This window comes from Streptomyces sp. NPDC056224 (genome assembly GCF_042267665.1).
GTDB lineage: Bacteria > Actinomycetota > Actinomycetes > Streptomycetales > Streptomycetaceae > Streptomyces.
In genome coordinates this window covers 596,348-609,422 of the sequence record NZ_JBHJTK010000001.1, presented here as the reverse complement: position 1 = coordinate 609,422, position 13,075 = coordinate 596,348, and the positions used below count along the sequence as shown (strand labels likewise).

The window sequence follows — 13,075 nt, the reverse complement described above, 5'->3', positions numbered from 1 at the left end:
CCTGTCCGGGGGATGGTTCGGGTTCACAGGGCCAGGGGCTCCAGGTCGCGGTGGAAGCGCCGTCCGTCGCGCGCGTGGCGCGTCAGGGCGTGGTCCTCGCCGAGCAGCCGGGCCAGTTCGGTCACCGATTCCGCACGGATCCGCGGCGCCTCCTCCCCCCGGCCCATCGCCTCCAGGCTGACCGCGATGTTGGAGGCGCCCGCCAGGGTCTCCGGGTGGTGCGCCCCGAGCACCTCGCGCAGGCGCGTCACCGCCGTCCGCTCCAGCTCCAGGGCGCCCTCGGGATCGCCCAGCTCGGCGCGGACGTTGGCCAGGTTGAGGTGGGCGAAGACGGTGTGCGGGTGGGCGTCGCCCAGCACCTCGCGCATGTACGGGATCGTCTGGCGCAGCATCGTCTCCGCCGTCTCCGCCACGCCCGTGCCCCAGTGGAAGACCGCCAGGTTGTTCACGGCCGCCAGGGTGTACGGGTGCCGCTCGCCCGGCACCTTCATGTACTCGTCCACCACCTCCTGCGCCAGGTCCCGCGCCCCGCCCGGATCCCCGGTCGCGAACAGGTCCGAGGCCAGGTTGAGCTCGCAGGACAGCAGGTCCGGGTTGACGGAGGTGTACTTGGCCCGGTAGCGGGCCCGGGTGGCCGTGGTCAGCCGGAGGGCGTCCTCCAGCTGACCGGCCCGGCGCAGCGACACCGCGAGGTTCCTCGCGGCCGACAGGGTGCCGGGGAACGTCCGCCCCAGCGTCCGCTTGCAGGTGTCGTACGTCCGGCTGAGCAGCTGCACCGATTCCTCGTACCGGCCCATCTCGCGCAGGTCGCGCGCCAGGTTCTGCGCGGAGGACAGGGTGTACGGGTGCTCCGGCCCGAGCACTTCCGTGCGCAGGTCGTGCACCTCCTGGTCGATCTCACGAGCCCTGGTGTACTGACCCACGAGCCGCAGGTTCAGCGCCCGGTTGTGCGCGGCGGCCAGCGTGCGCGGGTGCGCCTCGTGGAAGATCTGGCCGAAGCCCTCGTGCGCGTCGGTCGCCAGCTCCATCGCCCGTCCGTAACGGCCCAGTGCGCCCAGCGTGTCGGCGAGACCGCTCATGGTCATGTACGTGTGCGGGTGCGAGGGGCCGAGCACCGCCTTCTGCCGCTCCAGCGTGACCTCGTCCAGCTCTTTCGCCTCCACGAACCGGCCCTGCGAGCGCAGGATGTTCGACAGGTGGAAGCGCAGGTACAGGTACTGCGGGTCGTTGTCGCCCAGCATCTCCTTCCACGCCTCGCGCAGTTCCTCGCCGAGGGCGTGGGCGGCCTTGAGATCGCCGCGCTTCCACAGGTAGCGCACCCGGTCGATCAGCAGCCTGCGCGTCTCAGGTTCCGTGCAGAACCGGGCCTCCGACGGGGTCAGGTGCGGCCAGATGGTGTGGAACCGCGGCCACGTCTGCGGATCGTCGACGGGCTCGTCGTCGTCCGGCCGGGCCCCGGCCAGGATCCGGTGGACCGCGTGCCGGGCCTCGCGCTGCTCCTCCTCGCTCAGCCGGGCCCGGATCACCGCCTGGACCAGCCGGTGCACCTGGATGCTGTTGCTCACCTGGTCGATCTTGGCCAGCGCGAACCGGCCGATCTCCCGGATCACCCGGCCCAGCACCAGCTTCTCCTGCAGCGAGGAGTCGTAGGGCTTGAGGGAGTCGATCATCTCCTTGCCGTAGAGCAGGTTCGCGGAGATCGGCTCGGGCGCGAGGAAGGCGCAGAGCTGGAGCAGCCGGACGGCGGCCGGGGAACGGGACTGCAGCCGCTCGATGGAGATGTTCCAGGTGGTGGCCACCGGCTCCGGGTAGCCGGGCGGCTGGTTCAGGGCAAGGACGCGGGCCGCCTGCTGCGCCAGCTGATCGACGTACGCGGACACGGGCGTCGCCGTCTCCGCGATCCAGGCACCCGCCTGCTCGACGGCCAGCGGCAGGTCGCCCACCGCCACCGCCACCTGCTCGGCGTCTTCCTTGCTGAGCCCGGGGGCCCGGCGCCGGAGGTGCTCGATGGACTCCTCCCGCAGGAACACGTCCACCGGCAGCGCGTCACCGTACTGCGACCAGGACTGGTTGCGGGAGGTCACCAGGACATGGCCCGGCCCGCCCGGCGGGAAGAACCGTGTGAGCGCCTCGGGATCGTCCGCGTTGTCGAAGACCAGCAGCCAGCGGGAGGAGGGAACCCCGCGCCGCAGCAGGTCGATCGCCTCCTGGGAGGCGGCCGCCATGTCCTCGCCGGTCGGCGCGCCCAGCCGTGCCGCCAGCTCCGAGAGGGCCGCGACCACGCCGTCGGTCTGCTCCGAGGGGATCCACCACACCAGGTCGTAGTCGGCCATGAACCGGTGCACATACTCCAGCGCCACCTGGGTCTTGCCGACGCCGCCGAGCCCGAACAGGGTCTGCGGTTGTGGCAGCACCACGGCCATGCCCCCGCCGAGCTGGTCGCGCATCCGCTCCAGCACGATGCCGCGCCCGGCGAACCCGGGATTGCGGGGCGGCGCGTTCCAGATCTTCGGGACGGTCCCCGGGTAGCGGGGGCCGGGCGGGGAGGCGCTGCTGACACGGTCGGGCAGGGCCGTGGGACGCTCCACCGCCCGCAGCAGGGCGGTGGTGGCGTGGGCCTCGTCGAGCCGGAAGAGGTCCACCGGACCGCGGTCGGTGTACGGCGTGGAGAGCCGTACGTCGCCCACCCTCAGCGGGACCAGCTGACGCCGGCTCCCGGTCGGGTCCTCGGCCGCCGCCCGCTCCCACACGTCCACGGCCCGGGCGGACCTGAGGTACGCCGTCGAGAGCAGCGCCACGGTCCGGGCGGCGGTGTCGATGCCGATGCCCGCGCCCCCGGGGGTGTCGTCGGCGGCCGCTACCGGCGACCGCTCGGCCGAGACGTCCTTCGGCACGACCCGGAAACCGGCCCGGGTGAGCACCGACTCGATCCAGTCGGCCCACATCCGGTCCTCGGCGGCGTAGGACAGGAACAGGTCGGCGGGCGATGCCGAACGGCGCCGGGTGAAGGCGTCGCGGATGCGCAGCCGGACCTCCTCGCCGATGACCGGCATGGAGGTGATCCGGCCCTCGGTGACCACCGAGGTGAGCCGCTCGAAGGCGGACAGGAGGGAGTCGGTGCGCCCGGCCTCGTCGCCGAAGGTGGCCAGGGTCTCCTCGTAGGCGTAGGAGGGGCGGTAGGGGATCTCCACCGCGCCCCAGTACGAGGTGAGCTCGTCCCCGACCAGGCCGTTCGGGAAGCGGTCGAACCTGATCCGGGCCAGCGCCCGGCCGGCGTCGGCCTTCTCCTTCTCGCCGCCGTCGATGCGCATCGGGACCGGGTAGATCTTGATGCCGCGGTCGTTGAACCGCTCGTGGATCTGGCGGGCGACGGACGCGGCGCCGTCGATGGACTGGTCGGACAGGGTGAAGCAGGCGACGAGGGTGTCCGGGAGGTGGACGGTGCAGATGTCCGCGACGTCGGACAGACCGGTGCGGCTGTCGATCAGGACGTAGTCGTAGTTCCGCTTCATGTCGGCGCGCAAGGCGTCGAAGAAGAGCCCGCCGCCGAGCCGGTCGTAGAAGTTGTCCCAGTCGAAGGCGGAGACGGTCGCCGCGTACTCGCGGTTCTGCCGGCCCGCCGGGACGAAGTCCAGGGTGCCGCCGTCCGGGAACTCCCAGCCGCGGGCCTGCGGGGTGAGCGAGACGGCGTGCGGCCGTATGCGCGCGTAGTCCCTGTGCCAGTCGTCGGCGCGCTGCATCGGGCTGGTCACCGCCCAGGCGTACTCGCTGATCAGGTCGATGACCCCGGTGGTGGCCCCGAGCGAGGCGGGGTCCAGGAAGGGGTGGAAGTACCGGTGCAGGCCCGGGGCCTCCAGGTCCCAGTCCACGGCGAGCACCCGCTTGCCGTTGGCCGCCAGGATCCAGGCGGTGTTGGCCAGCGCCATGGTGCGGCCCGTGCCGCCCGTGTACGAATAGAAGGTGACGATACGTCCGTCACGGCTCCTGCGACTCACTGTCATCCGCTTCCCCCCGGTCGGCGCCCTCCAGGTCGTTGTGCCCACCGGAGCCGGGTGTAGGCGTCGGGCCGCCGGGCGGCCGGCGGCTCACTGGCGGGCGAGCACTCCGCGGACCCGGCCGGGTACCCGATGTGCCACGACGCACGCAGGGCTCACAGGCAGCCGGACAGGACGGCCGCGGCCGGTTTCCCGAGGCGCGTGCAGGGTGCCGGGAGACGGACGCGCCCGCCGCCCGGTTCGGCGTCGGCTCGGGCCCCGGCCGCGAGGGCCGCGCTGACCAGGGTGGCCAGCAGGTCGATGTCGGACCCTATGTCCAGACGCAGCGTCACCCATTCGGAACCGGCTCGCAAACGGATCGCGGAGGACCCGGCGAGAGCCGGCCGAAGCTTCGTGATCATCGCGTGGGTCAGGTGGACGTCGGCTTCGTGATCACTGTGAAAGTGAACTATCTCCCGAAGACCGGCGTTCAGTCCGAGCCTGGCACCGCAGAGGGCCCGGCCTTCGCTCAGGGCGGACCAACCCATCAGCTGTTCACTGGCGAGCCTAGCTGTGTTCATTCCCCGAGCGTGCCCGCCTCCCGGCCGACACCACAAGGCCCTTGACCGAATCCCACCCTCCGGTTCGGCGGGCGGACAGACCGTAACCATGCGGAGGGACAGCGCCGTTCGGTCAGCGTTCGCCGTCATCTCCCGAGGACGGCGGACGATCGTCGCGATCGGCTTCGCCGAGCTCGCGCATTCGGCGTTCGACGCCTTCCTTCAGACTCTCCCCCTCCGCCTGCTCATCGGCCGACGGCTCCGGTTCCGGCGATTCGGAACCGGGCCGGTGGATCTTCTTGCGGATCTTGTCCGCGCGAGCCTTCCGCTCCTGGGCTTCATCGCTCACCACGGCCTCCCTGGCAGTCGGGCCAAAGATGCGGTCACGGCCGCCGTCACTTCCCCTTCCCCTTCCCCTTCCCTTTCTCCTTCCCCTTGAAGGCCTTGGCCGCGGGGTTCGCGGCCTTCAGGCTGTCGATCTGGCTGCGCCATGCTTCGGCCCGGGCGTTGGTGGACTCCTTGACCCGTGCCGTGAGTGCCTTCGCGTCGCTGTAGGGCTTGGAGGCCGGACCACTGGCGGCGAGACGACTGACCGTCTTGGTCTTGGCATCGATGGCCGCGCGGAGGCTGCCGCTGCCGGTCAGGCGCCCCAGGTTGCGGAACTTCGGTTTGTTGCCCTCGAACCAGATCTGCTGCCACCACTCGTCCGAGACCGGCTCGCGCCAGCTGATGTAACCGCCGCGCAGCACCTGCCTGGGCTCCTTGATGTGGCCACCGAAGCTGTAGCGGGCACCCTCGACGGCGACCGGATCGTAGAATCTCGGGGTGAAGAAGTCCGAGACGAGAAGGCCGTTGATGGTGTAGCCGAACTCCTCGGCCTCCGACGGGTCGGAGACCTCCACCAGGAACTCGACCACGCCCTGGTCCGGGTGCGGAGACTTGCCGGACACCAGACGACGCCCGAACGGGTCGGCGCACATCTCCAGCATCTCGTGGCTCGCCGTCAGGGACCAGCTGGCGCCGAACTCGATCAGGGAGAACGGCTGTCCGTTCTCGTCCGTGTGGAAGCCCGCCGCGCCGGGGACGTCGTCGACCACGATCAGTGGCCAGTACCCGACGGGAACGTCCTCCAGTCTGTCGAAGGCGTCCACGGTCGCATTGACTTCCCAGATGGGCCCGAAATCCCGGGTCGCCTGTTTCTGCAGGGCCGCGGCCACCCGGGTGAGCTGCGAGGGGCTGATCTGGTTGGTCGTGGTCTCTGACACGAGGGCGAGCTGGACGATCAACATGGGCGTTGCCGGCCTTTCGTTCGGTGACAGCGGCGGCTGCCGGACGCCACGAGCTTCACCGAGGGGCTGCCCGATCATGCGCCTGTGCGGCCAGACGTGCGCATATGCCAGTCGAACGGTGGACAGGCATCCACCACCTGCCTCCGTGCGCCGCCTTCGGGACCGCAACCTGCATAAACGTTTCCTCATTTCAGGCCGGCCAGATCGGGCCGGAAACCGCCGCCGGGGCTCCCGGCAGGGGTGGAATCCGGGTCGGGCGGCGGACCTCGGCGCGGACGCAGCCCGTGCGGATGCCGTGGTGCGCCGTGCCGGGACGTGGCCGCCGGATCCGTGAAGGCGGCGCCCCGGTCCGTGACCAGGGCGCCGGTCGCATCCGCCGGCTCCTGCCACGCCCGGCCCGATCAGGACCTCCGTGCCGTCCGGGCCTGCGGCCAGTCACCGATGCCGGCGTGCGCCCGCGTGTGGTCACCGCGTCGAACAGCGCGGAAACGGCGCAGGTTTCGGCGGCGCAGCCGTGGCCGGCCTCGGCGGCCGCCGCCGTCGTCGGCGCCGGGCCCGCAGCCACCCGTATGCCCGCCTGGACGTCCAGGGAGGACGTACAGGCAGGGGCGTCGGGAGCGACCGTGCCGCGCAGGGTGTGGGGCGGCGCCCCGGCTACCGGGGGTGAGGGGGCGGGCCGGCGGCCGCGGCCGCCGCGGTAGCCGGCAGTCCCCCGTCCGCCGACCGCCGTCCGGTGAGGCCGACAGCCCCGGGTGAACGGGGCTCGGAGCCCGGACGGCCTTCGGGGCCTCGCGGGTGTCCCGCACGGCCCCGACGCCTCTCACGGATAGCTGACCAGGTAGGCCACGTTGGTCGACGAGTTGGAGGGCCCTCCCTTGTCGTTGATGACGTGCCGGATGGTCCCGGTGCCGCCGAGCGAGACGGTCACCATGCTTCGGAAGCGCACGTTCGGATGGTTGGGGGCCTCGAAGGCGCGCTCGGCGGCAACGCCGGGGTCGGCGTTGAAGAAGCAGTAGCTGCCGAGCCCGAAGGCCTGATGGCTGGTCACGTTGTCGGCGACCTTGTACGCGGCCCAGCCCTGGGTGGAACCGTTCGTCCAGGCTGCCTGGTTCGGCGGGTCGTACGGCATCTCGTTCTGGTAGAAGTACGTGCGCCCGCCGTTGCCGTTCCACACGGTCTGGTGCTTCTGGTAGTGCTCGACGAACAGTCCGTACATGGTCACGTTGTCGCCGTTGACCACGAGTCCCGTGTCCGCCGTGTTGCTGTTCCAGCCGATGCCGCTGCCGTGGTCGCCGCGCCAGATCCACATGTGGTCGCCGATGACGTCGTCGCTGTTGACGACGAGGCTGGTGGTCGCCTTGCCCACGGCGGCTCCGCCGACGCGGAAGAACACGTCGTGCAGGGAGGTGGGGTTCGCCGAGTGGCCGGCGGCGGCGCCGGCCGGGCCGACCTCCATCAGCGTCCTGGAGTTGGCAGGACCGGCGTCGAAGAGCAGGCCCGCCACCTTCACCCCGTCGACGTCGGCGACCGTCATCGCGGTGACACCGTTGTCAGGGATGAAGCTGGCGAGGCCGAGACCGAGGACGACGGTGTCCGGACGGGTCACCCGCAGGGTCTGGTCCAGATGGTAGACACCCGGCGTGACCAGCAGGTTCTTGCCCTCGGCCAAGGCGGCGTTGATCTGCGCGGCACTCGCCCCGGCCTTGACGACGAAGAACCGGTCCATGCCGAGCGAGCTGCCCGCCGCGGTCCCGTTCGCCCACGTGGTGGCGGAGGAGTCGGTGCGCAGGGAAGGCACGAACACCCGGTAGGCGCCGGCGCCGTCCACGTACAGGAAGGGCTTCTCACGGACCGCTGGGGTCTGGTTCACCGTGGTGTGGGGCGGGTTGGGGAAGCTGGTGCCCGGTACGCCCTGGCTTCCGACGAACACCATGTTCCAGTTGGCGCCGTTCCAGCTGCCGAGCTGGGAGTTGCGGGTCAGCCACTGCTGCTGGGAACCTGACCGCACCTGGCCGTCGACCTTGGTGTCGGCCATGAATCCGCCGCTGGCCCAACCGCCGTCGTCCAGCGCGAGGTTGCCGCGGACGTGCATGCGCCGGTAGGGCGCGGCCTGGGAGACCGCCCACCGGTCGGTTCCGCCCGTCGGGTTCACCGAGAGGTTCTCGGCGCCGCGCCAGAAGTTCTGGGTGGCGTTGTTCGGCGGGAACCAGTCGGCCTCCACGTGCACGGCGCCGTTGACGGTGACCGAGTCGGGCGACTGGCCGAGACCGAGGACCTGGGTGTAGAAGCCGACGTTGACGTCGTTGCTGTAGGTTCCCGGCTTGAACATCACCGCGTAGCGCTGGGGGCCGAACTGGTTGGTCTCCTGCTGCGTGAAGATCGAGTCCAGCCGGTCCTGGATCGTGGAGGACGGCATCGACGGGTCGAAGACGACCACGTTCGGGCCGAGGTCGACGTCCCCGGGCCCGGTGCTCACCGGCGCGACCTGAAAGCGCTGGGCCGCCGTCCCGTTGCAGGTGTACTGCACCAGCTGGACGCTGTCGGCGGTCGAGGCGGCGGGTACGTCCAGGCATTTGCCGCTGTGCCGGCTGACGAAGTGGTAGGCGCCGCCGCCCTCTTCGACGGCCCGCCACTGCTGGTTGCCGCCTCCGCCGTACGTCCACAGGTGCACGGGCGCGTTGTCCGCTGAGGACGTGCCGCTCACGTCGACGACCTGGTTGACGTCGTTGCGGTTGCCGATGCGGACGAAACCGTCGCCGGTCTGCGTGAAACTCCATTGCTGTGCGGCGGTGTCGTTGCAGGCGTACTGCTGCACCGCCGTGCCGTTCGCGGTGGCGGCCGAGCGCGCGTCCAGGCATTTTCCGCTGCCGGAGTTCACGATCGTGGACCAGCCCGTGGGCAGGGCGGCGGCCACCTCGGCCGGCGCCCGTGGGGTGGCCGCCCGGGAGGGCTGGACGACGGCGAGGACCGAGGCGGCCGCGGCCACGGCCACGGCCACGGCCACGGAGGCCGTGACCCACGGTCCGGCGATCCGGGTCACCGGGTCACCGTCCACTTCTGGTTGGCGGCACCGGTGCAGGTCCAGATCTGCAGCCGGGTGCCGTTGGCCGAGCTGTTGCCCGCGGCGTCGAGGCACTTGTCCGCCTGCGGGTTGACGATGTCGCGTGCCGCCGGAACGGCCCATTGCTGGGCGGCCGTACCGTTGCAGTCCCACAGCTGGACCTTCGTACCGTCGGCCGTACCGCCCGATGCCACGTCCAGGCACTTGCCGAGTGCGCGGATCGTGCCGTCGCCCGCGACGCTCCACCGCTGGGCGGCCGTTCCGTTGCAGTCGTAGAGCTGTACGGGGGTGCCGTTGGCGGTGGCGGCCCCCGCCACGTCCACGCACTTGCCGCCGATGCCGGTGATGGCGCCGCCGCCGGGCTGAGCGCCGTCGGTGGTGACGCGGACGTAGTCGACGAGCAGCTGCTGGGGGAAGGCGGTGCTGCCGTCGGGGTCTCCGGGCCAGTAGCCGCCGACCGCGAGGTTGAGGATCAGGAAGAACGGCTTGTCGAAGACCCACTGGCGTCCGCCGAGGTCGGCGGGGGTGCGCCGCTGGTACACGGTGCCGTCCACGGACCAGGTGATCGCGTCCCGGCTCCATTCGACGGCGAAGGTGTGGAAGGCGTCGGCGAACGCCTGCCCGCCGGGCAGGGTGTAGCCGGCGCCGATGCCGCCGGAGCCGGAGTATCCGGGGCCGTGGAGGGTGCCGTGGACCGTGGACGGCTCGAAGCCCACGTTCTCCATGACATCGATCTCGCCCGAGGCGGGCCATCCGACCTGGCCTATGTCAGCGCCCAGCATCCAGAAGGCGGGCCACATGCCCTGTCCGCGCGGAATCTTCATCCGGGCCTCGACCCGGCCGTACGTCGCGGTGAACCTGCCGGCCGTGTTCAGGCGGGCGGAGGTGTACTCGCACCTTCCGTACCAGCACTGGTAGTTGCCCGGGTTCTCCCGGCGGGCGGTGACGACGAGATGGCCCTGGCCGTCGAGGGCGGCGTTGCGGTTGTCCGGGGTGTAGTACTGCCGCTCGTGGTTGTTGACGTTGTCGCCCGTCTCCATCTGCCATTTCGCTCCGTTGACCGCTGCGCCCGCGGGCCCGTCGAACTCGTCGGAGAACGTGACGGCGGCCGGCGCGGCGGCGGCCGAAGGTGCGGGGGCGCTGTCCGCGGGCAGGCCCTGCGCGAGGCCGGTGGACAGTGACACGAGGGCGAGAACCGGGACAAGGGACAGCAGCGAGCGCCGGGTTAAGCGTGGGAAGTCCATGAGTCTCCCTTCCCCGGCATGTACATGACATACCTGCACGGCCAGGGTCCGAGGGGGGTGGGCACTTAGTTCAGTACGTGATTTAAGAAGTGAACAAATTCCCTGTCAAGAGCCGGTGCACGGCTCATGTTCGTGAACGCTCAAGAAGTCGCGGGAAGTGGCGAGGTAAGTCGGGCGGCTCTGCGCCACGCGCCGGCGTCATCACGGCGGCTGACAGACCGTCCGGGGCGGGCGCAGGGGTGAATACGTATCCATCATGACAGGTCAGACGGCATTTTCGTAGGACGAACGGCACAGCCGAATGCCCTTGTTTGGGCACCGGTGCGGCTTTCAGAATCACCCTCATGACTCACATGGCGCACATCAATCACGACGCGGTACTGCGGGCCCGGGTGGCCCTCCTCGGATCGGAGACCCTGCCGATCCGGCAGCAGGTCGCGGCCTTCCGCGTTCTCGTCCAGGTGAGCCCGCTGGCGTATCTGCCTCTCCTGACGGACGCTCTGTACCACTACAGCCGACAGGAATTCGCCCATCAGCCCGGGACGGCACTGGCCCTCCGGGCCGAGTCCGTCGACGCCGCGCGCCGCATGCACGCACTGGAGCCCGAGCGGACGCCGCTGCTCCTCACCGCGTTGATCCGCTACGGGAAGCAGCTGAGCCTCATGGACCGCCATGACGAACTCGCCTCGGTGAACGCGGAGATCGCCCTCCTCGGCTCCGGCCACGGGCCCGCCCTCGGGCGGCCGTGACCGCTCCGGGAGCATCCGATCGCCATTGAGCAAGGTTCTTGAAAGGCTGGCCCGCATGCACGCTGATCCCGTCGACCAAGCCCGACGTCTCGCCCATGACCGCTTCCCCGGCGCGCTCTGCGTGATCCTCGCCGGATCGACGGCTGCCGGACGGGCAACGCCCGGCAGCGACCTGGACATCGCCGTGCTCCTCGGGGACGGCGGCGAAACCGGCCGGGAGACCGTCCGGTTCGAGGGACGTGTCGCCGAGCTGTTCTTCCACACCCGCGCGGGTCTCTCGGAGCTCTTCGCCGCGGACGTCGCCGCCCGTCGGGCGGTCATGCAGAGCATGTACGCCACCGGTTTCGTCCTGGTCGACAGGGACGGTGAGGCCGGGCGTGCCCGGGCGCTGGCCGAAGCGGACCTCCTCAAGGGGCCGCCGTCGCTGGATCAGCAGACGGTCGAGACCAGGAGGTACGGGCTGACGGACGCGCTGGACGACCTCGCCGACGCGGACGACCGCACGGAGCGTCTCGCGGTGGCCGGGTTCGCCCTCGCCGCCGCGGCCGATCTGCTCTTCGACCACCACCGCGCGTGGACCGGTGGCGGGAAGTGGCTGCCACGGCGCCTCCTGGAGGCGGACGCGCGACGCGGGGCCGCGCTGCTCGACGGGCACCTGTCGCTGTGCGAGTCGGGAAACGCCTCGCTCCTGACCGGTGCGGCGGCGGAGGTCCTCGACCTCGTCGGCGGGCCGCTGCGCGAGGGGTACCGCCGGGCCTGGCACGGCGTCATCGAATCGGTGGCCGCGCCCGCCTGACCCTGACGGGGCCTGCGGTCCGAAGGACCCGGCCCGGCCGCGCGAGCGGCGGGCCGGGCACCGGGCGGCTGCGGCTACTTCTTGACCTTGTCGATGCAGAGCACGAACTGCTTGCCCGAGCTGCGGCGCGAACCCCGGGTCTGCTCGTGGTAACCGATGTCCGACTTGCCCTCGCACTTGGAGGTGTCGAGCGTGTCCGGGATCACCGCGACCACCTTGTAGGTGGCTTCGGCGCCCCCGCACTTCACCACCTGGAGGTCAGGAGTCACCGTGGACCCGTTGTTCTTGAGGCAGTCCCCGACCTCCGCCTTGTCGGCGTCGTCCCGGCTCAGGAAGTAGCCCACCGCGCAGGCGATGAGGGCGAGCACGACACCGATGATCTTGAGAATCTTCATGAAGCCCATGCCCCCGCCGCGGGACGGCGGCGCCGGAACGGGCGCGGGCCCGGCCCACTGCTGGTGCGGGGGCGGCGCCTGCATCTGCATGTGCTGCTGGGGCGGGTACATCTGCTGCTGCGGGTATCCGGGCGGCGGCCCCGGCTGGGGCGGGTACCCCTGCGGCGGCTGCTGTCCGTACGGGCCCGGCTGGCCGTACGGGCCGGGGCCTTGCTGCGGCGGATAAGTCATCTGGCGAGTCCCCCGTGGGCGTGTACATGTCTTAAAGAGGGGATCACGCTATATCAACGGCCCGCCGTCACTCGCACAGGGCGGCGCCGAGCGGAAGCCGCGCCCCGGCGGGCCCCGCCGCCCAGCACCTTCACGTCCTTCACCGGGCGCGTCAGGTCCGGGAGTCGCTCCTGAGCCGGTCGCGCTGGATCTGGCAGCCGAGGGCGCGGCGCACGGACGCCGGTGCGATGGCAGCCGCCTTCGAGGGGATGTCCAGGCCACGGCTGATCTCGTCGTACGCGTCCCGATAGCCACCGGGGAGCTCCGCCCGGCCCAGCCTCAGGTCCTCTTCGACGATCCGCCGCAGCTCGTCGACGTTCTGCGGCGTGAAGCGCTTGCGTCCCCGGGCGACGGCGTTCAGGTACGAGGTGCAGCGCGCGGTACCGGGCAGGGCTTCGGAGATCTCCTCGGCAAGGCCCCACAGACGCCCTTCGAGCCACGGGGTGTCGCGTTGGCCGAGGGACAGCCCCATCAGGGGCTCCGGGTCGGCCTTCCTACATTTCGCCACCTGCTTGGACACGGCGGGCTGGCTCATCCCGGTGAGCCGGGCGATCTTGTCCTGGGTCCAGCCGAAGCCGGTGAACAGCCTGATCATCTCGGCCCGCAGCGCCCGCGCCTCCTCGCCCGCGCGGATGACGTCGTTCACTGCGGCGAGCATCCGCGCGGCCTGTTCCTCGGTCAGCGCCTCCGGGTTCCGGGGCACGTCGTCTTCGTCTGTCACGACTCGGTTGTACACC

The 13,075-nt window shown here is 70.8% G+C and carries 10 protein-coding genes; 2 read left to right on the top strand and 8 right to left on the bottom strand.

Annotation, left to right across the window (positions count from 1 at the left end; genetic code table 11):
* Positions 1 to 23: 23 nt before the first annotated feature.
* The 6 genes from fxsT to ACFCZ1_RS02760 all read right to left on the bottom strand — a co-directional run bounded on the left by fxsT (position 24) and on the right by ACFCZ1_RS02760 (position 10,128).
* A complete protein-coding gene (fxsT, locus tag ACFCZ1_RS02785) occupies positions 24 to 4,001 on the bottom strand; it encodes an FxSxx-COOH system tetratricopeptide repeat protein (protein WP_376676511.1) in 3,978 nt (1,325 codons plus the stop codon).
* Between the two features lie 149 nt (positions 4,002 to 4,150).
* Positions 4,151 to 4,555 (bottom strand): luciferase family protein, encoded by a 405-nt coding sequence (locus ACFCZ1_RS02780; protein WP_376676510.1) that lies wholly within the window; start codon positions 4,553 to 4,555, stop codon positions 4,151 to 4,153.
* A gap of 112 nt (positions 4,556 to 4,667) precedes the next feature.
* Positions 4,668 to 4,883, bottom strand: coding sequence for a hypothetical protein (locus tag ACFCZ1_RS02775; RefSeq protein ID WP_376676509.1), 216 nt, complete (start codon positions 4,881 to 4,883; stop codon positions 4,668 to 4,670).
* A gap of 46 nt (positions 4,884 to 4,929) precedes the next feature.
* Positions 4,930 to 5,823 (bottom strand): hypothetical protein, encoded by an 894-nt coding sequence (locus ACFCZ1_RS02770; protein ID WP_376676508.1) that lies wholly within the window; start codon positions 5,821 to 5,823, stop codon positions 4,930 to 4,932.
* Between the two features lie 820 nt (positions 5,824 to 6,643).
* Positions 6,644 to 8,863 (bottom strand): RICIN domain-containing protein, encoded by a 2,220-nt coding sequence (locus tag ACFCZ1_RS02765; RefSeq protein WP_376676507.1) that lies wholly within the window; start codon positions 8,861 to 8,863, stop codon positions 6,644 to 6,646.
* The gene (locus tag ACFCZ1_RS02760) at positions 8,860 to 10,128 is read right to left on the bottom strand and encodes a ricin-type beta-trefoil lectin domain protein (protein WP_376676506.1); all 1,269 of its coding nucleotides are present in this window, start codon (positions 10,126 to 10,128) and stop codon (positions 8,860 to 8,862) included. Before ACFCZ1_RS02760 ends, ACFCZ1_RS02765 begins: the two co-directional genes overlap by 4 nt.
* A 344-nt stretch (positions 10,129 to 10,472) precedes the next feature.
* Between ACFCZ1_RS02760 and ACFCZ1_RS02755 the strand changes: the two genes are divergently transcribed.
* Positions 10,473 to 10,877, top strand: coding sequence for a hypothetical protein (locus ACFCZ1_RS02755; RefSeq protein ID WP_376676505.1), 405 nt, complete (start codon positions 10,473 to 10,475; stop codon positions 10,875 to 10,877).
* A gap of 55 nt (positions 10,878 to 10,932) precedes the next feature.
* Positions 10,933 to 11,673, top strand: a complete 741-nt coding sequence (locus tag ACFCZ1_RS02750) for a nucleotidyltransferase domain-containing protein (protein WP_376676504.1) — start codon at positions 10,933 to 10,935, stop codon at positions 11,671 to 11,673.
* Between the two features lie 74 nt (positions 11,674 to 11,747).
* Here ACFCZ1_RS02750 and ACFCZ1_RS02745 read toward each other — a convergent pair whose 3' ends face one another.
* Both ACFCZ1_RS02745 and ACFCZ1_RS02740 read right to left on the bottom strand, forming a co-directional pair.
* Positions 11,748 to 12,299, bottom strand: a complete 552-nt coding sequence (locus tag ACFCZ1_RS02745) for a hypothetical protein (protein WP_376676503.1) — start codon at positions 12,297 to 12,299, stop codon at positions 11,748 to 11,750.
* A 151-nt stretch (positions 12,300 to 12,450) separates the two neighbouring features.
* Entirely contained in the window at positions 12,451 to 13,059 is a 609-nt protein-coding gene (locus ACFCZ1_RS02740) for a sigma-70 family RNA polymerase sigma factor (RefSeq protein WP_376676502.1), read from the bottom strand.
* Between the last annotated feature and the right edge of the window lie 16 nt (positions 13,060 to 13,075).